At 60.9% G+C, this 18794-nt stretch carries 15 protein-coding genes; 10 read left to right on the plus strand and 5 right to left on the minus strand.

What is annotated here, in order from left to right; translation table 11 throughout:
• Positions 1 to 29 precede the first annotated feature (29 nt).
• From J4E00_RS27055 to J4E00_RS27085, 7 genes are all read left to right on the plus strand, one after another.
• Positions 30 to 1061, plus strand: a complete 1032-nt coding sequence (locus tag J4E00_RS27055) for a hypothetical protein (RefSeq protein ID WP_208178477.1) — start codon at positions 30 to 32, stop codon at positions 1059 to 1061.
• Positions 1062 to 1068: 7 nt separating this feature from the next.
• Positions 1069 to 1899: a DUF4129 domain-containing protein gene (locus J4E00_RS30140; protein WP_208178478.1), complete on the plus strand. Its 831-nt coding sequence runs from the start codon at positions 1069 to 1071 to the stop codon at positions 1897 to 1899.
• Positions 1896 to 3194 carry a DUF4350 domain-containing protein gene (locus J4E00_RS27065; RefSeq protein ID WP_208178479.1) on the plus strand — a complete coding sequence of 433 codons (1299 nt, stop codon included), beginning with the start codon at positions 1896 to 1898 and terminating at the stop codon, positions 3192 to 3194. The genes J4E00_RS30140 and J4E00_RS27065 overlap by 4 nt, the downstream gene beginning before the upstream one ends.
• A gap of 6 nt (positions 3195 to 3200) precedes the next feature.
• Entirely contained in the window at positions 3201 to 3464 is a 264-nt protein-coding gene (locus tag J4E00_RS27070; RefSeq protein WP_208178480.1) for a hypothetical protein, read from the plus strand.
• Complete coding sequence (locus J4E00_RS27075; protein WP_208178481.1) at positions 3465 to 4532, plus strand: AAA family ATPase; 1068 nt, start codon at positions 3465 to 3467, stop codon at positions 4530 to 4532.
• 119 nt (positions 4533 to 4651) lie between these two features.
• A complete protein-coding gene (locus tag J4E00_RS27080; RefSeq protein ID WP_208178482.1) occupies positions 4652 to 5206 on the plus strand; it encodes an NADAR family protein in 555 nt (184 codons plus the stop codon).
• Positions 5203 to 6552, plus strand: coding sequence for a DUF58 domain-containing protein (locus tag J4E00_RS27085; RefSeq protein ID WP_208178483.1), 1350 nt, complete (start codon positions 5203 to 5205; stop codon positions 6550 to 6552). The genes J4E00_RS27080 and J4E00_RS27085 overlap by 4 nt, the downstream gene beginning before the upstream one ends.
• 7 nt (positions 6553 to 6559) lie before the next feature.
• Here J4E00_RS27085 and J4E00_RS27090 read toward each other — a convergent pair whose 3' ends face one another.
• Positions 6560 to 8368 carry a hypothetical protein gene (locus tag J4E00_RS27090; protein ID WP_208178484.1) on the minus strand — a complete coding sequence of 603 codons (1809 nt, stop codon included), beginning with the start codon at positions 8366 to 8368 and terminating at the stop codon, positions 6560 to 6562.
• Positions 8369 to 8448: 80 nt separating this feature from the next.
• Between J4E00_RS27090 and J4E00_RS27095 the strand changes: the two genes are divergently transcribed.
• The 3 genes from J4E00_RS27095 to J4E00_RS27105 all read left to right on the plus strand — a co-directional run bounded on the left by J4E00_RS27095 (position 8449) and on the right by J4E00_RS27105 (position 12709).
• Entirely contained in the window at positions 8449 to 10494 is a 2046-nt protein-coding gene (locus J4E00_RS27095) for a beta-N-acetylhexosaminidase (protein WP_208178485.1), read from the plus strand.
• A 66-nt stretch (positions 10495 to 10560) separates the two neighbouring features.
• Entirely contained in the window at positions 10561 to 12045 is a 1485-nt protein-coding gene (locus J4E00_RS27100) for a hypothetical protein (protein WP_208178486.1), read from the plus strand.
• 28 nt (positions 12046 to 12073) lie between these two features.
• Positions 12074 to 12709: a 3'-5' exonuclease gene (locus tag J4E00_RS27105; RefSeq protein WP_208178487.1), complete on the plus strand. Its 636-nt coding sequence runs from the start codon at positions 12074 to 12076 to the stop codon at positions 12707 to 12709.
• 29 nt (positions 12710 to 12738) lie between these two features.
• On the opposite strand, the gene J4E00_RS27110 is transcribed toward J4E00_RS27105, so the two are convergent.
• The 4 genes from J4E00_RS27110 to J4E00_RS27125 form a co-directional block, all read right to left on the minus strand.
• Positions 12739 to 13248 carry a DUF1772 domain-containing protein gene (locus tag J4E00_RS27110; protein ID WP_208178488.1) on the minus strand — a complete coding sequence of 170 codons (510 nt, stop codon included), beginning with the start codon at positions 13246 to 13248 and terminating at the stop codon, positions 12739 to 12741.
• Between the two features lie 17 nt (positions 13249 to 13265).
• Positions 13266 to 13895 carry an NAD(P)-dependent oxidoreductase gene (locus tag J4E00_RS27115; RefSeq protein WP_208178489.1) on the minus strand — a complete coding sequence of 210 codons (630 nt, stop codon included), beginning with the start codon at positions 13893 to 13895 and terminating at the stop codon, positions 13266 to 13268.
• Between the two features lie 69 nt (positions 13896 to 13964).
• On the minus strand, positions 13965 to 14768 hold the full coding sequence (locus tag J4E00_RS27120; RefSeq protein WP_208178490.1) for a helix-turn-helix domain-containing protein: 804 nt from the start codon (positions 14766 to 14768) through the stop codon (positions 13965 to 13967).
• Between the two features lie 129 nt (positions 14769 to 14897).
• Positions 14898 to 18737 carry a hypothetical protein gene (locus J4E00_RS27125; protein WP_208178491.1) on the minus strand — a complete coding sequence of 1280 codons (3840 nt, stop codon included), beginning with the start codon at positions 18735 to 18737 and terminating at the stop codon, positions 14898 to 14900.
• Positions 18738 to 18794 lie beyond the last annotated feature (57 nt).

Here is an 18794-nt window from a genome sequence, read left to right on the forward strand (position 1 = left end):
AGCCTTAAAAACGCTTCCTTTCCATCCTCATGAAACTTCTTTTTACCCAGGAATCGGACTTTCGCCGCGAGCGGGACTTTGGCAGCAAAGTCAGCGCGACGTTCGACTTTGTCAGCTCCCAATTCAAGCCCTTGCTGAAATGCCTGGCATACTTCGCCTTGCCCGGCGCGTTGCTCATGGGCATCGGCTTGGGCATGTTTATGGGACCGGCCACCGGATTTTATGCCTCGCTGTTTCGGGGGGCGCAGCAGAGCGGGGCAAATGCGATGAGCAGCCTCGACCCGCTGGCTATGTACCGGGGCTGGGGCGGCGTGGGCCTGCTGCTTACCGTTCTGGGCAGCTTCACGGCCTTTCTTTTGCTGAGCAGCACCGTGTACACCTACCTGCGGGTACGCCTGAACCTGCCCGCTACCGAAACCGTGCAGCCCCGCCAGGTATGGGACTGGATGCGCCCCCGGTTGGGCCGCATGGTGCTGGCCTGCCTGCTGTTGTTCGGCTTGTCGTTCGTAGTAATGCTGGTGTTTGGGGTAGTGTTTGCCGGCATAGCGGCGCTGGGCGGGGTGGGCTGGGCCATTTTGCTCGTCTTTCTGCTGTATGCGGCTCTCATGTGGATTGCGGGCTGCCTGTCGCTCTACTTTCCGGTGCTCTGGCTCGAAGATGTGGGGCCCTTGCAAGCCCTCACACGCTGCTTTTACCTCATTAAGGGTAAATGGTGGTCGACGTTTGGGCTGTTGATGGTGATGGCCATTATCCAGAGCACCATGAGCTACATTTTCGCCATTCCCATGTACGGCCTGCTGATGATGGACATCCTTCAGCTGACCAGCAATGGGGCTCCGCACGACACTTCGCTGCTGATGCAGGCCGCTACGCTGCTTTACTCCGGCAGCGCCGTGCTGCTGCTGGCGTTGCCGCTGCTGGCCCTGGGCTTTCAGTACTTCAACCTGGCCGAGCGGCGCGATAGCATTGGGGCCCGGCAGCAGCTGGCCATGCTGGGCCAGACGGCCGCACCCGAAACCACCAGCCAGTTTTACCGCCCCGATGAGGAAGGCGAATACTAATCCTGCCGTGCTCCCAGTGTTCAGGCGCGGCGTGCGGGCACTGCCAGTAGCCTTGCTGCTGCTGGCCCAGGTGCCCCTGGCGGCCCAGCCGCAAGCGCCCGCACCACCCGCCGCCCCCGCCCCAACCGAAAAGCCCGCCGAGCCGCTGGCCAAAGCCAATGAGCAGATTCAGGCGTGGCCCCTGCCGCCCGACCGCACCACGCCCCTACCCGAGCGCCGCCCGGACGAAGCCCGCCTGCGCCGGCTCCGGGACGAGTTGAACTTCCGCTACGTGGAGCCTTCTGACGACGACTTAGGCCTCTGGGACCGGTTCTGGAGCTGGCTGGGCCGCTGGCTCAACCGGCTGCTGAGCACCAACGGCGGCCGGCTGACCTGGAAATATGGCTGGTACACAGCCATGGTGGCAGCCCTGGTGTTTGCCGTACTCAAGCTGTTGCAAGTGGACCTGACCGGCGCCTTCGGGCGCAGCCGTCGCCGCACCGGGCTCGACTATGATGTGCTGGAAGAAGACATTCACGGGGTAGACTTCCCAGCCCGCCTGGCCGAAGCCGAAGATGCCGGCAACTACCGCCTAGCCGTGCGCCTGGGCTACCTCGAAGCCCTGAAACACCTCAGCGACGAAGGCCGCATCCGGTGGGAGCCCAACAAAACCAACCACGCCTACTTGCACGAGCTGCCGGCCGGGCCATTGCGGGAAACCTTTCGGGTAGCCACACGCCAGTTTGAGTATGTCTGGTACGGCGAGCTGCCGCTCACGGCCGCGCAGTACGGGCCGGTGCGCGAGGCCCAACGCGCCGTACGCACCGCATCTTCCACCGCTTTCACCGCTGCCCGATGAAGCGCCACATCACCACTTTCCGGCTGTATGCGCTGGGGCTGGTCCTGCTTTTTGGAGCCTACGTGCTGGTAGAATCGCACCGCCCCAAACCCCTGGACTGGACGCCGACCTACATCAATACCGACAAGATTCCCTACGGCACCTACGCCCTGTTCGACCAGTTGCCGCGCCTGCTCGGCACCGATTCCGTTGAAGTAGTGCGCCTGCCCGCCTACAACCAGCTCACGGGAGCTTCCCCCGATGATGCGTCCGAGGAGTCACGCCAATATCGTTCGTCCGAAGAGCCCACGGAAGTTGATACCGCGTCCTTGCCTTTGCGGGAGGAACACGCCAACTACCTGTACATCAACAACGAGTTCGGCAACTCCCCACTCGATGTGCGGACCCTGCTGGCTTATGCCCGGCGTGGCAACAACGTATTTATTACCGCCGAAGACCTGTACGGGGCCTTTCTCGATTCGCTGGGCGTGCGCGTCGAACGCCTCGACCCGCCCATTCGGGAAGGCGTACGCCCGCTGCTTTTGCCCGATTCGGTGGAATTGCGCTTCGCCAATCCGGCACTGGCGGCAGTGCGTTGCCAGCTGCCGGGCAAGGAGGCTCGCCACCGCTTCGTACTGAGAACCGGCCACGCGGGCCACACCCTGGCCACCGACGAAAAAGGCCGGGCCGTATACGTCGAGGTTCCGCACGGCCGCGGGCATTTTTACCTGTGCTCGGTGCCGGCGGCGTTTAGCAATTTCTACTTTCTGCGGCCCGGCTCCCAGCAGTTTGCGGGTGCGGCGTTGCGCTACCTGCCAGCCCGCCGCACGTTCTGGGACGAGTATCAGAAGCAGGGCCCGGTGGGAGAGCAGTCGCTGCTACGGGTGCTGGTGGCTCACGAAGCGTTGCGGATAGCCTACTATGTGACCCTGGCCGGCGCGGTTTTGTTTATGTTCACGGGTGCCCGGCGGCGTCAGCGCATCATTCCCACCATCAACCCCTTGCCCAATACCACGCTGCTGTTTACACGCACAGTAGCCAGCCTCTACCGCCAGGGCAGCAGCCACGCGCTGATTGCTGAGAAAAAGGTTGGGCTCTTTATGGATTACCTGCGCACCCGCTTCCAGGAAACCAGCCCGGACTTTGGCGACGAGGAGTTCCGGGAGCGGCTGAGCCAGAAATCCGGTCTCACCCGGCCTCGCGTCGATGAGTTGTTGCGACTGGTAAACTTTGCCCGCACCGCGCCCCAGATGACCGACCAGCAGCTGCTCCAGCTTAGTAAGGCACTCAGTGATTTCAAACGCGAAGCCCGCTAACGCCTTATGCTGACCGTAGCCAAGCTCACCGTTCTCATCAAATACCACTGGGATTTGCGGCGCTTTCACAAGCAAGGCACGCTCCCGGAAAAAGAGCTTCTGGCCGGGGTTGACTGGCACGCCACAGCCGAGCTGCTTCAGGACCTCCGGCTCTATCATAAAAACCTCGTTTCTCCCGCCTACGCCGCACAAATTCACGCCAACCTGCTCGCCGCCTGCGCCGACGAAGCAACTGCTCAAACCTTACTTGGCTACGCCAGCACGCTTTAAATGGAACCCGAAAACCTCGACCTGACGCCCCAACTTCCGGCATCGGATACCACCAATTACGCCGCGGCTGAGCCCGCCTCGGCCGCGCCCACGCCCGAAGCGGCCCTGGCCTCGCGCACCGATTTTGCCCGCCTCACTGCCCAGGCCGAAGCTATCCGAACGGAAATCGGTAAAATCATTGTTGGCCAGACCGACTTACTTGAGCTGCTGCTCACCGCCGTGCTGGCCGATGGGCACGTTCTCCTCGAAGGCGTGCCTGGCGTGGCCAAAACTCTCATGGCCAAGCTTCTGGCCCGCACGCTGCAAGTCCCCTTCAGCCGTATCCAGTTCACGCCCGATTTGATGCCGAGCGACGTGCTGGGTACCTCGGTTTTTCGGCAGAACAAGGGCGATTTTGAGTTTCGACAGGGTCCCATTTTCGCCAGCGTGGTGCTGATTGATGAAATCAACCGCGCCCCGGCCAAAACCCAGTCGGCGCTGTTTGAGGTGATGGAGGAGCGTACCGTAACCCAGGACGGCACCACCTACGCCATGACGGAACCCTTCCTGGTGCTGGCGACCCAAAACCCTGTGGAGCAGGAAGGTACCTACCGCCTACCCGAAGCTCAGCTCGACCGCTTCCTGTTCAAACTGCAAGTGGGCTACCCCACCCTGGCCGAGGAAGTGCAGATTCTCAACGGCCACCACAGCGGCTTCGGCGGCACCAACCTGGAGGCCGTGCAGCCCATTCTGAGTGCTGCCGACTTGGCCGCGCTGCGCCAGCAAGTGCGCCAGCAGCGCGTAGAGGCCAATATTCTGGAATACATTGCCAAGCTGGTGGGTCAGACGCGGGCTCATAAGGCGCTGTACCTCGGCGCTTCGCCCCGTGCCTCCCTGGCCCTGCTGAACGGCGCCAAAGCCCTGGCTGCCCTGCGCGGCCGCGACTTCGTGACGCCGGAAGATGTGCAGTTCCTGGCGCCCAGCGTGCTACGCCACCGCATCATGCTTACGCCGGAGCGCGAAATGGAAGGCGGCACCCCGGATGAGGTGGTGAAGCAGATTATCCAGAGCGTGGAAGTGCCGCGCTAGGCCTTGCCTCATGTTGAGCACCGCCGAAGCATCTCGCACTCGCAATTAATGCTATTGCAACGAAGCGCTCAAGATGCTTCGGTGGCGCTTAGCAAGACAAACAACTTAAAATCAATCCCATGCCCTCCTACTCCACCGACTGGTTATTTGACCAACTCGCGCAGGATGCCCACGTCAAGTACTTGTTTTTCTGGGGGCACCAGCCCAGTAAGGATGGCGTCATCACCAAATCATGCCTCAGCCAGTGGTGGGTGGCCGATTTTGTGGTGGCGGGTATTACCTACCGTTCCACTGAGCATTGGATGATGGCGGAGAAGGCGCGGCTGTTTGGTGACGAAGTCACGCTGACCCGAATTCTGGCAGCAAAAAGTCCGGCTGAAGCCAAGAAGCTCGGGCGTGAGATTCAGAATTTTGAGCCAGCAGCATGGGAAGCAAATAAAGTGGACATCGTGACCACCGGCAATCTGCATAAATTCAGTACGCACCTGGACTTGCGGGAATTCCTGCTTTCGACCGGTGACCAGGTGCTCGTTGAAGCCAGCCCGGTGGATACCATCTGGGGCATCGGCTTGGCTGCCGACTCACCCGATGCCGCCAATCCGGCCCGCTGGCAAGGGCCAAATCTGCTGGGCTTCGCGCTGATGGAAGTTCGGTACCAATTGCGCAATTCATGACCTTATTCCTGACGCCCCGCTTTTTCCTGGCCCTCGTTGTGGTCGTTGTTGGTTTTGTGGTGGCCTTTTTCCTGCCTTGGCTACTGGGCCCGATGTACATCGCGCTGGGCCTGCTCGCGGCCCTGACCCTGCTTGATGCGCTGCTGCTCTATGCGCCGGCAAAGGGCGAGACGGCACCGGTTTTTGGGCGGCGCGTGCTGGGCGACAAGCTGGCCAACGGCTCGGACAACGACATCCAGATTTACCTGGAAAACCACTACCGCTTCGCCATCCAGACCGAGACAATTGATGAGATTCCGCACCAGTTTCAGCGGCGCGATGTGCTGTTCAAAGCCAGTATCCGGCCCGGCGAAACGCAGGTGATTCAATACCAGCTGCGCCCCCTGAAGCGCGGCGAGTACGAGTTTGGAGCGCTGAATATTTACGCCGCCTCGCCCCTGGCGCTGGTGCGGCGGCGGTTTCGCTACGACCAGAACAAGATGGTGCCGGTGTACCCGTCCTTCCTGCAAATGCGGCAGTACGAGCTGCTGGCCATTCACAACCGCCTCACGGAGGTGGGTGTGAAGCGCATTCGCCGGGTAGGCCACAGCATGGAGTTCGAGCAAATTCGGCCCTACGTGCCCGGCGACGACCCGCGCAGCATCAACTGGAAAGCTACGGCCCGCCGCGCTGGCACCGGGGCCGACGACGCGCTGGTGGTGAACCATTTCCAGGACGAGCGCGCGCAGCAGGTGTACTGCCTCATCGACAAAGGCCGCGTGATGCGCATGCCTTTCGACGGCCTCAGCCTGCTCGATTATGCCATCAACGCCACGCTGGTCGTCAGCAACATCGCCCTGCTCAAACACGACAAAGCCGGGCTCGTCACGTTTTCCAATAAACCCGGGGCGACGCTGGCTGCCGACCGCCGGCCCGGTCATATGCTGAAGCTGCTGGAGGTGCTGTACCGCCAGAAAACCCAGTACCTCGAAACCGATTTCGAGCTGCTTTACTCGATGGTGCGGGCCAAAATCAAGCAGCGCAGCCTGCTCATTTTGTTCACCAATTTTGAAACTCTGCACGGCATGCAACGCCAGCTGCCCTACCTGCGCCGGCTCTCGAAGGACCACCTGCTGCTGGTAGTGTTCTTCGAAAACACCGAGCTGCGCGAGTTTCTGGACGTGCCGGCTGACACCACCGAGGAAGTGTATAACCAGACCATTGCCGAGAAATTTGCCCAGGAAAAGCGGCAGATTGTGCTCGAACTGCAGCGGTACGGCATCTACTCGCTGCTCACCGCACCAAAAGATTTGACCGTAAACACGATTAATAAGTACCTGGAATTCAAAGCCCGCGGATTGATATGAGCAGGGTTTACTCGTCGAAAGCTACGAGTTGGGCGTTATCGAAGCGAACGGTGGCGGGGCCGTGGTGTAGAAACACCACCACCACGCGGTCAAAGTCCTCGCGCGGGGCCTTAACATAGAAATGTAATTCCTCAACCCGGTCGGGCTGCAAAGCCCGCTGAAACTGCACCGTACGCTCTCTCACTACCTGCGGGCCCTGGCAAAACCGCACTACAAACTGACTCATTCGCCCTTCCACCTGCTCACCCATCGTGCTGCTGGCCAAGGCACTGCCCCGCAGCCACTGAAATTGCCCCCGGGCAGCAGGGATACTGTATTCAGGGCTGGTAGGATGCGCGGCATCTACCAGCAGCGAGCATTGCCCTTGCAGCGCCGGCAAGCCACAAGCCTGGCCAAGGTGCGCGGCTTCGAAATTTTCCTGCCAGAGTACCCGCTCGTTGTGCGGCGTTCCGGTGAAATCATAATTGGTATCGAGTAGTAGCCGCGCCTCAGTTGGCACATCGTAGCGACCTAATATCCGCCACCAATAGGCCCTGTTCATCTGGCCGGCTACCAACAGGCCACCAAGGTGGGCCTGATAAGTCAGCCAGAGATTGTAGTAGCTGCCGAGCACTGCAAATCCCACGTACGCCCACAGCCAAGGCCGCCGCGTCAGCAGCCAGCGGTGGGCAGCGGCCCAGGGCCAGGCCAGCACCGCATAGGTCTGCACCATCGCGCGTTGGCCCAACGAGCCGCCGTACAGCCACTCGTCCCAGGCAAAGGCGACGTAGGTGAACAGCACGATGAATACCAGCATTGGCCAGAAGGCCGCTGGCTGCTGGCGACGCAGTGCCCCGAAGCCTGCCAGCGCCACCACCAGCAATGGCGAATACAGCAGCCAGCCGCTCTTGAAACTAAAAATGCCATCCCATAAATGCGGGCGCAACCAGCTAAAACCCTGCTCCTGATAACTGTATACCACCCAGTCGCCGCTCACATAATGCCAGTATAGCGGCTGAATGCTAACAATCAGTGTGCCTGCGAGCAGTGCCGCCAATAACAGGCCCACCCGCTGCTGCCAGAAAGCTAACCGCTCGCGCACGGCACTTCCCGCAGGGCGCAGCCCCCACAGCAACGGAATCAGAATGGCTAGGATTTCGGTAGGGCGCGTGAGAACCATCATGCCCAACACGGCCCCAATTGCCAGCGCCCGCCCCATGGTAGGCTGTCGGTAGAATGCCGGCGTGAGCAGCAGCAGGCCGGCATACCAGGTAAACAGCCAATTGTGCGTCATCGCTCCACCCATGGCACTATAGTCAAGGTAATTGGTAGCCAGCACAATGGCAGCCAGCGTGAGTGCAGTGGGCCACTCGCCAAAACGAGGCAGCAAAGCGCGCCGCACCAAGGCCAGCCCCAGGCTGGCCACCAGCAGGCTGGCAATGAGAAGAGCCAGCTGATAGGGCGGCGAAAAGCCATCGGCCGGATACCCCAGCGGACCGCTTAAGGCGTGCGCTACCAGAAAAAAGGGCAGGTACTGCACCGCCATGCCCGCCGAGTATTTCATGACGTAGTGCCCACTAGCGGGGTGCCGGAAAGCCTGCTGGAAATCGGGCGTAGGGGCATAATCGTGCAGCAGCTGTTCGTGAAAACGCAGCTCCTGCAGGTCGTGGTGAATAAAAATGGCCGGCAGGTAGAGGTAGTAGCCTGATACATCCCAAACAATAACCCGGGTGCTCCCTTGGTTCTTCGCTCCAGGCCAAAGCCCGTGCCCAATCAGCGCTACCGAAATGATAAACAAGCTACTGAATAGCCAAGCCAGCCAGGAAGGGGATTTCATATCAGTTGCACAGAACCTAAATCCCTGCAAATTCGGCAAAAACACGGTACCGAACTTCGGCACTTGCGTACTTTGGCTCAATGATGCGATTCCGAATTTTATTAAGCTGCCTGTGCATGCTACTGAGCATGATTTCGGAGGCGCAGCCTGGCTTAATGCCGCAGCCTGGCTTAATGCCGCTGCCCGCCGAAATGCGCTGGGGCCAGGGCCGCCTTACCAAGCCCCTGAAGCTGCAGCTTGATGCCAGCGCCGCTCCGGCCGTACGCGCCGCCGCCCGGCGCAGCCTTGCCCGCCTGCAAGGCCCGACGGAGCCGGCTACCGGCCCGCTGCTCCAAATCCGCTACGGCCGCGTGGGCCAGCCCGAAAAGTTTGACGAAGAGCGGTATAGCCTGCGCGTGACGCCCATGGGCGTGAGCATTGACGCCCCCACCAGCCTGGGCGTGCTGCGGGCGCTGGCCACCCTGGAACAGCTGCCGCGCACCGAAAAGAAGCAGCGCTATCTGCCCGAGGTCGATATTCAGGACCAGCCGCGCTTTGCCTGGCGGGGGCTGTCGTTGGATGCGGCGCGGCACTTCATGCCGGTGGCCGTGGTGAAGCGCAACATCGACGGCATGGCCGCCGTGAAGCTGAACGTGTTGCACTGGCACCTGACCGACGACCAGGGCTTTCGCATTGAGAGCAAAGTATTTCCGCGCCTGCATACCGTGGGCAGCACCGATGGCCTCTACTACACCCAGGCCGAGGTGCGCGAGGTGCTGGCTTACGCGGCGGCGCGGGGTATTCGGGTGGTGCCGGAGTTCGACGTGCCCAGCCACACCACCAGTTGGATTGTGGCTTACCCACGCCTGAAATCCACCGACTCCACCTATGCGCCCTACAAGCTGTGGCGCACCACCAACGTGGCCATCGACCCCACTCGCGAAACCACTTACACCTTCCTGGATTCGCTGTTTACGGAGATGACGACGCTGTTTCCGGACCCATATTTCCACGTGGGAGGCGATGAGAATGATGGACGCAATTGGCGCCGTACTCCGCGCATCGTGGCCTATATGCAGGACAATAAAATGGTGAAGGCCGACGGCAAAACAGTGGACAAGCACCAGTTGCAAACCTATTTCAACCGCCGCGTGCTGGCCATATTGCAAAAGCGCGGCAAAACCATGGTTGGCTGGGATGAGATTCTGGGGCCCGATTTGCCTAAGGAAGCCGTTATTCAAAGCTGGCGCGGCAAGAAAGGCTTGGTTGACGCGGCCAAGCAGGGCCACCCGGTGTTGCTGTCCAGCGGCTACTACCTCGACCTGAATCTCACGGCCGCCAGCTCCTACCTCACCGACCCGCTTCCACCCGATACGCCCCTCACGCCCGCCGAGCAAAAGCTGGTGCTGGGCGGCGAGGTCGCCATGTGGGGAGAATTTGCTGATTCCGTTGTCATGGAATCGCGCATCTGGCCCCGCGCCGCCGCCGTGGCCGAGCGGCTGTGGTCGCCGCAAGCTACTACTCAGAACGTGGCCGACATGTATCGCCGACTCAACCTTATTTCCGACGGTCTGGACAAGTTGGGCCTGCGCCACCAACGAGTGCCAGAGCTGCTGCTAAGGCAATTGGCTGGTTCTACTAACGTAGCGCCCCTGCGCACGCTAGCCCAAGTATTGGAACCCGTGAAGGAGTACAAGCGCCATTTCCAGGGCTATACCTACACCACCGAAACCAGCTACAACCGCTTGGTTGATGCCGCACCAGCGGAATCAGAAGTGGCCCGCCGCTTCAGCGTACTGGTGGATAGCATTGTTGCCTATAAGCCAGCATCGCCCAATTGGCTGCCGGCCTCCTTACGCCAGCTGGCCACTTTGCGCGCCCAAGCTATGCGCTGGCAGGCCAATGATGTACTACTGCAACCATTGCTAACCAGCAACCCCAGCCTGACCGAATACGCCCCTCTTTCTACGAAGCTGGCAGCCGTGGCGACCATAGTGCTGGAGCGCCTTACGCAGCTGCAAACCGGCCAAACGCCCACGCCCGCCTGGCTGGCCGCTACCCGCACCACCCTGGATGTCGCGCAAGCCCCTGCCGGTCAGGCCGAGTTGGCCGTGGTGAAGGCAGCACGTAAGCTGGCGGGGTTGTGAGTTATTTGTAGCCCCGTCAGCTTGCGCACTGCCTGACAGCCTGCCGCAATTCCAATCCTGCTCATAGTGCCCGTTCTATCCAAGCTGCGTTTGCCCCTACTCTGCCTGGCGTTGCTGCTGGCACTGGCGCCGTTTCTGCTGCTCACCGCATTCAATCAGCCATTTTTCGACGACTTCCGCAACGCGTACTGGCTGCGGGAGCACGGCACCTGGGGCGTGCAAATATGGCTGTTCCAAACCTGGACCGGACGCTTCACCACCACCTTCATCATGACCGTGCTAAACCCCGTGGCCTACGGCTGGCTGGGCGGCGTGAAGGTGGTGACGGCCGTGTTATTTGGGGCTCAATGGGCCAGTTTGACGCATTTGCTACGGGCCCTGCTCCATACGGCGCTGAAGGATGCCTGCACCTGGGGCCAGGCAATGTGGGCCGCCGCGCTGCTACTGGCGCTGTTTTGCAACGCGGCACCGGCCCCGTTTTCGTTCCTGTACTGGTTTTGCGGCGCAGTGGCCTACCAGATTCCGCTGATTGGATTGCTCAACTTCACGGCCTTTGCTTTGCGCACTGGCTGGGGTCCGGCAGCCACGCGCTGGCGCAACGCACTACTGGCTTGCTTCCCTTTACTGCTGGCCCTGACCGGCAACGAGCTCACGCTGGTGCAAGCGGTACCAGTGCTGGCGCTGCTGGCTTTTGCTCTGCCCAAAGCAGCTCGGCCACAGCTACTTTTGTGGCTACTCATTGGCGCGGCAGCTACGGCCGTCGCTATCGCCGCACCGGGCAACTGGGTACGTGCTATCGCCATGGCCCCACCCGCCGACCCGCTCCATGCTTACCGCTGGCTGGTACTAGGTCCCCGCGCCTTGTATTCGATGCTGTTGTTCCTGTGCAGGCCCATAATTGGATTCAGCCTGCTGGCAGCGGCAGCCGGGGGGGTATGGCTGGGCCAAGGTACAAGCGAGCCGCAAGCAGTAACAACACCCTGGGCTCGCCGCCATTGGGCAGTCATTTTTGTGACATATGGAGCGCTGAATTTCATCGGGTTTCTCCTTTTCCGCTACCTAGTGGTTGGGCCGCCGCTCCTGCGCGCTCAGAACGAAATACTGCTCGTGCTACTACTATCCACGGCCGTGCTGGGCTGGTTGCTGGGCCGACAAGTATCAGCACTCAGCTACTTTTTCCGTTTGCAATTGCGCTGGCCAGTGCTGCTAGTGTTTACGGCGCTGTTTGGGGTCGGCCATGTACCGGAAGCCTGGCACGAGCTCATAGTCAGCGCCGCACCGTTCAATGCCCAGATGCAGGCCCGCTTCGCCGCGTTACGCCTGGCCCATCAAGCTGCTAAGTCCCGGCTTACACTACCGCCACTTCGCCTTCCCTACGGCCGGGTACTCATTCCATTACGCCAATTTAGTACTGATATCGAATTCGATATTGACCTCACTTTTGGTTGCGAAGGCAATATTAACGGCGTGATGGAGCGCTACTTCGAGGTGCCCGACGTGTGCTGCGCGCCCGATGCGCCAGCCCCAGCAGCAACCAATATTGCTAACTGATTCCGCCGGGTTGGATTATCTTCCCGTTATGCAAGCAGAAATCACCCAGGCGCTAGCCAATCTTAACTTCACGGCTATCGACTTCGAAACGGCCAACGAGCGCCGCGAAAGTGCCTGCGCTGTGGGCGTGGTGCGGGTACAGGGCGGTCAGATTGTGGAGGAATTTTATACCCTGCTGCGCCCCCGTGTGCTGCGCGTCGACTGGCGCAACCAGCAAGTGCACGGCATTGCCGAGGCCGAGTTACACGATGCCCCGTCTATGGCTGATGCCTGGCCCATGCTGCTCCCTTACCTGCACCGCCAGCCCGTAGTGGCTCACAACTCATCCTTCGATGTAAGCGTGCTCGAGTATACCTGCCGCGATTTCGGTGTGCCTATTCCCACCTTTCATGCCCTGTGCACGGTAAAAATGGCCAAGGTGTGCTGGCCACACTTTGACCGTCACAAGCTTGACCACGTGGCTGGTCAGTTCGGCATTCCCCTCAACCACCACGACGCCCTCTCCGACGCCCGTGCCTGCGCCGAAATTGCCGTGCGGGCCTTCCGCTCCGGGACGGCGCTGCCGCTATGCTTCAAGCAACGGGAGTTGACGGCCGGACTGGCTGCGCGGGTGGCAAAGGCAGCCTCTATCGCCCGCCGGCAAATTCCCAGCAGCGCATTTTAGGTACTCCAGCAGCTAATTTGCTGGAATACTTAACGGTCGCTTGATTGGGCCGGGTCAGCAACTAGGCACGCTGCTATTGCCAACCCCATGGCCGCAACGCTAGCTACCGTGCGCACGTTATGCCAGCGGTTCCAGGATGCAGAAAAATCAGCACGGGCGGCTGCCGCTTGTGTGGCCAAGGCCTGTTGGATGGGAAATGCGGCCAGCTTCTCATTGAGGGGGATGTTGGCTACAACTGTGACTCCCAAGCTGCCAATCAAAAAAACAACAGCCGCTATTGCGAGCAGATAAAACCGGCCGCCACCAGCCCGCCAGTACAGACCGGCTGCTACCGGCAACAGCACTGGTGCTCCAAAAAAACAGAGCGCGAATAAGGGATTCACAATTGCGCTATTGATGCGCTGCATGGCTTCAATATAGGCGCGGTCGGAGAGCTGGGAAAACGCCGGATTGATGGCTACCGAAAAGCTGAAATACACCCCGGCTATCAGAGCGGTGGTGCTGGTGGCTAGCGCTAGGATGATTGTTTTGCCTTGCATGAGTGCGTCGAAACAGATTAGTAAGACAGGCTGACGGCTTGGCGCAGGTGTGCGGGGTCGTGCAGCTGGCCCAGCATAAAATCGGCCACGTCGGCCCGGGATATTTTCATGCGCAAGCCTTTGGCAGTGGCCGCAAAGCCCTGTTGGTAGCGCCCAGTGCGCGGGCCATCGGTGAGGGTCGCGGGGCGGGCGATGGTCCAGTCGGCCTGACTTTGCCGGATATAGTCCTCCTGAATTTCGGAATCGGCGAAGGCGTGGCGCAGAAACAACGGCACCAGGAAGTAGCTGTATACCCAAGGCAGCGCAGCCTTGCTGTCACCCATGCCCAGCGTGGTCAGACACACAAAGCGCCGAACGCCTGCCTCCTCCATTGCCTGCAAAATATGCCGGGTACCCAACGAGCGCACCGCATCCTTTTGATTGCCGGGGGCGCCCAACGCCGACAGCACCGCATCGTGTCCCGGCAAAACCTGCTGCACGGCTTGGTAATCGAGAACATTGCCCTGCACTATCCGCAGGCCCGCTTGTGCGGGGGGAAGCGTGCTTGGCTGGCGGGCAAAAGCCGTGACGGTATGGCCCTGAGCGAGCGCCTGGGTGAGCAGCTGGCGGCCGGTACCACCGGTAGCGCCGAAAATGAGGAGGTTCATAAGAAGTGTTTTTTTTACAAAGCACCTCTTCTGTCAACCCAGAAAATAGAACAAACCCGCCAGCGCCGATTAGCGTGGCTCAGTTAGATTTTCCATCAATTCGCGGGAGCGGTGCAGGTACTGTCGGGGCGAAAGCCCGGCAAACTCCTTAAAGCCCCGGATGTGGTGCGACTGGTCGGCGTATTCGTGGGTGAAAGCCAGGTCCGAAAGCTTGTCGTAGCTGGCTGTTCGTAGTTGCCGCAACGTGGCCTGGAACTGACAAATGCGGGCAAACAGCTTGGGCGGCACACCTACCCGGTGCTGAAACTTACGCTGCAGGCTGCGCTCCGAAAGCTGTGTTTCCTGCTGCAACTCGCGCAACGACACGCGGCCTTGAGTGGCTAGCAGCCGCGTCAGGGCGTGTTGCACGCTGGGGTCTGTGGGCTGCGCGGGGCGGGCGGTGGTATTCAGCAGAAACGCAGCTAGCAACTCCAGCTGCGCCGCAGTGGTTGGGCGGTGCTGCAATTGCTCGGTGAGGTGCTGGAATGGTGTCGGCAGCAAGGCCATATCCAGGCAGGAGTCGGTAAGCTCATCGGCGCGCACGTCAAAAACGGCGGGTACCGCGCTGGGGTGGAAGCAGGCCCCCACCATCTGAAACGCCCCCCCGACTTGCGCTTCGCTGGCTTTGGTGGCTTGGCCGTGTAGCAGCAAGGTTGGCCAGGGCTTGCCCGCCGGGTCGTGGATGCCGCCCACCGTCTGCTGAAAAACGAGGCCCGGGCAGCCGTCCGCAATTGTGCGGAAAGACGTAGGACTTGGCTCGGCGCATTCCAGCGCCCAGAAATACTGCACGTACTCCCGGAGTGGTTCGGGCGGAGCAAGCTGTTGAAAGTGCATGGGCGGTCTAGCTAGCTTAAGTCCGGCGCAAAGTACTTCAGCCTGAGCTATTTTACCAAAGCAGCTTAGAAATCCCGCTTGTTCTCAACTAATCGAACGGCGCAAGCAATCGAGCAAACCACATCAGCATTAGAATAGCACGGCCACCTGCATGCGGCCGGTATGCACGGTGTTGAGGCCGCTGGCCTTGCGGCCGTCGTACGCCAACGTAATATTCAGACCGTTGCTGAGGCGCTGCTCCACGTTCAGGTTCCAAGTGAAGTTACTGCCGGGGCGCAGGGCATTCAGGATTTCGATGGCGACCACGGAGTTTGGGTCGGTGCCTTCGAAGCCGACACGGGTGTAGTGGATGGCCGACGACACCGTACGCTTGCTCACTTGGCTCAAGCGGGTTTCGAGGCCCAAATCATCGAAGATGCCGGGGTGTGTTTCGGCCGGCGTGGGCGTGGGGAACGTTTCCAGCGGAGTATCCCGCATGTTCTGCTTGTAGGTGTGTACGTAGGTGCCGGTGAGGCGAAACGCAGGCGTGGGCTGGTAGCTGATTTCGGGCTGAATGGCATAAATCAGCAGGCGGTAGTTGCGCGGGGCAAGGTAAGTGCTGCTGGCCTCGCGGATGTCGCGGCTGCCCGTGATGCGGCCAGTAAAGGACGTGGCCAGCGTGCGGCGCAATAGTAGGCTTTGGGTGGTGAGGTTGCGCACGTCGAAGCCCTGAGCCAGCAGGGTTTTCTGCTGGGTCTGCTGGAAAGTCAGCTCCGCCCCAAATACAGGGTTCGACCGGTTAAAATACAGCGTATTGCGAAACAGCTGATTGAAGGCCAGCAGCTGGTCGTCTTCCTTATCAAAGCTCAGGGGGCTGAGACGCTTAAATACCGACGGGTCGGTAGTCCGGCGGTCGACGGTGATGCTGGTGAGCGTGGCAAAGCGCGAGGCCACGGCGCGCCAGCCGCCGGCTTCGCGCCAGCTGCGCGGGGCCGCCGTGGTGAGGCGGTAGGCCAGGCGGTTGGTGAAAGCCGTGATGTAATCGGTGGTAGGCAAATACACTTTGATGTAGGTGCGGTACTGCGCGTCCGGCGTCTGGGCCTCGAAGAACTCATCCTTGTCCTCCCGCTTATTATCGTTGAGGTCACCGGCGTAGTAGTGCGTGCCCTGGCCGGCCGGCACGGCCAGAAACGAGTAGTCGCGCTTCAGTTCGCGGCCGGTGGCAACGCTGTAATTCAGTTCGGAACGAATCTGGTTTTGCAGCAGGCTGGCGTTATAGAATACCTGGCCCAGCACCGTGCGGTTGCGCGCTAGGCCTAGCGAATCGAGGTCGCGGTACGTGGCCAGCACCCGGATATCCTGGGCTTTGCCGAGGCGCGAAGCCAGCGTGCCCTGCCAGGTTTGGGCGGTGCCGCGCCGCTGCAGGGCCGTCTGCTCGGCGTTGGGGGTTTGGTCGCGGCGGTAGGTGTAGTCGAGGCGGAACTGGGTACGGGCCGAGTCGCGGCTCTGGATAAACACGTCGTGCTCATCAAAGTAATTGGCTGAGCGAATGGTATCGGTAGTAGTGGAGCTCACGCGGTTTTTATCGAAGCGGTAAGCGTAGCCGGGCACGATGCGGCCGCCCACAAACCGCCCGGTGGCTTCGCCCCGCGCCCAATCGGAGTGAAAGCGCCCGGCATCCGAATTCAGCAAAAACAGTGAGCCCCGCATTTCCAGGTTGCCTACCTTCTGGGCTGCATCCAACCAGTGCTGTACGCCATTCACCTCGCCGGGCCGGAAGCGGCGGCTGAGCCGGTAATTGACGCTGTTGTTCAAATCCTTGCTGGCGCCCACACTGAAATTGAAGATGTTGTCTTCCCGTGCTACCGGCGTGGTGCCCGCAGTAGCCGTGGTGCTCACGTTGCTCCAATTGCGGTCAAACTCGATGTCGCGGTAGCGGTCAATCGGCGCGAAACGCTTGTCGGTGTACTCGTAGTCCAGTGTAGAGCGCAGGCGGTAGCCTTGCAGCACGCCATTGGCCAGTGCGGCGGGCAGGCGGCGGTCCTGCACTACGTAGCCGACGTGCATGGCCCCGCCCTGGTCGCTCTCGGACGAGAAGCGGTTGCGGTCGAGGCGCGAGCGGGCCACATCGACAAATACCGTCGTGCTGCTATCCAGCTGGTAGCTGACGCCGGCCGTGGCCATTTGCTTGAGAAGCGGCGTGGGAATAAGACGCACCGGCAGATAACGGCCCTGGCGCACACCTGCTACCGGAGCCACGTACTTATACACCCGTCCGTTGCTGGTCTGGTCGGCCGGGTCGGTCGAGAGGATGTAGTCGCCGTTGTTCTGGCCCACATCCGTAAAGCGCACCGAATACACGCCGCGCAATGTATCAGCCCCCACCGCCCGGCTAAACTGGCCGGTGGCGGCATCGCGCCGGTACAGCACCTGCGAGCGGGAGTAGCTGACCGAGTCGCCGCCGGTGGCCGTGGCCACGGCCACGTTGCCTGCCCGCCGGAGCTGGGCACGCAGGGTATCGTTCAGGTTAAGGTTTGGCGCATTGTCGGGGTTGTCGGCTTCCTGGTAGAAATTGCCGTGCACGCTCAAGCGGCCCAGCTGCTGGTAGTGGCTGGCTGCCACCAGCGAGCGGGAATAATTGAGGTCCGAATACTCAAAATCAATTTTAATACGCGAATTACGCGTGATGAGGTGGCGCGGCGTGAATGTAACCTCGGCCAGATTGTAGTCGATGGTGTAGTCGGCGTCGAAGCCCCGGGTTTGCAGGCGGCCGTCGAGGTAAACCTTCTCCGAGTTGGCCAGCACGATGATGTATTGCTCGCCATTCGGCCCACTAAGGCGGTAGGGCCCCTGCACGTTTTCGATGGGGGCCACGTCGGTGCTGGCAAACTTGCCCTTGGCCACGCCCCCCGCCACCGAAGTCGACGAGCGCCAAACCAGTCCCTTGCGCACGCCCGCACTGTTCACGGTGGTACCTGTCACACCAGCTTTGTCGCCAGCTGCCAGTGGGGCGCCAGCACCCGGCACCTGGCGGTTAGGGTCCGTTAGTTGAGGCTGGCTGATGGCCGGCGGGTTGAGCGTAGACGGCGACGGCCCCGTGACGCCGCCTGCCGGCACCTGGCCGGCCACGCCGTTCAGAAACACCGCATTGGCGACGCCCTGTGTCGCGCCGGTGCCCGCCAGCCCAATAATGGGTGGCCCAAAATTGGCCTCAGCTGCAGCACCCTGAATGTTTTTGTAGTAGCGCAAAAAGTAATCGGGCTTGTTGCGCAACACCACATCGCCAGCCGTCAAGTTCCAGTTGGGGTTGGTGAGGGTGATGTAGATTTTATCAAATTGCTGGAGTTGTTGGGTATTTCCTTCGGGTTGAAACGGCACGTTCTGGTCCGAGATAGCAGCTGTGAGGTGAATATTTTCGGCCAGCTGCCCTTCCAATTGAAGGTTAAGAGCTGAATTCACAAACACGTTTTGGGTATTGCCAAAGCTGAGCCCCCGCGACAGGTTTCCCGTTTTGCTGATGCCTGGCGTATTAAGAATCTGCTCCTTCACCGAGAAGTCCTCGAACCGCAGTATGGGTTGCCGGAAGCCCATGCTGTCCATCATGCTCCGGGGCCGCCGGTACCGTGCCAGGCTCAGTCGCAACGGCAACACCCGGTAGCACACCAGAATGGAATCGGCCAGCGGCGCGCCGCTGCTGTCGCGCGGGGCTGGCCGCACCCAGCGGAACCGTTCCGTACGCCCGTCGTAATCTACCCCGCGCCCACTAATGAGCACGGAGGACGGCACCACGGTCAGCGTGTCGTTCAGCACAAAGTCAGTGGTATCGCGCCCCAAGGCTAAGCGCACGTAGCGGCAGCGCCGGGTGCTGGGCGGTGGCGCTTCGCCGGATTTCGCCGAGTTCGCCTGCGCCCTAGCCTCCTGGTTTAGAAAAAACAGCGCCGCAGCGAGCAGGCCCACGAGGGGGAAGCACAGGCGTAAGCGGCGAATCATGCAGTAAAGGTCGGGTTTGGCGGGTAACGACAGAAGCAGGGTATTTCGTGCCGTGGC

It is taken from the genome of Hymenobacter negativus, from assembly GCF_017571495.1.
Lineage (GTDB): Bacteria > Bacteroidota > Bacteroidia > Cytophagales > Hymenobacteraceae > Hymenobacter > Hymenobacter negativus.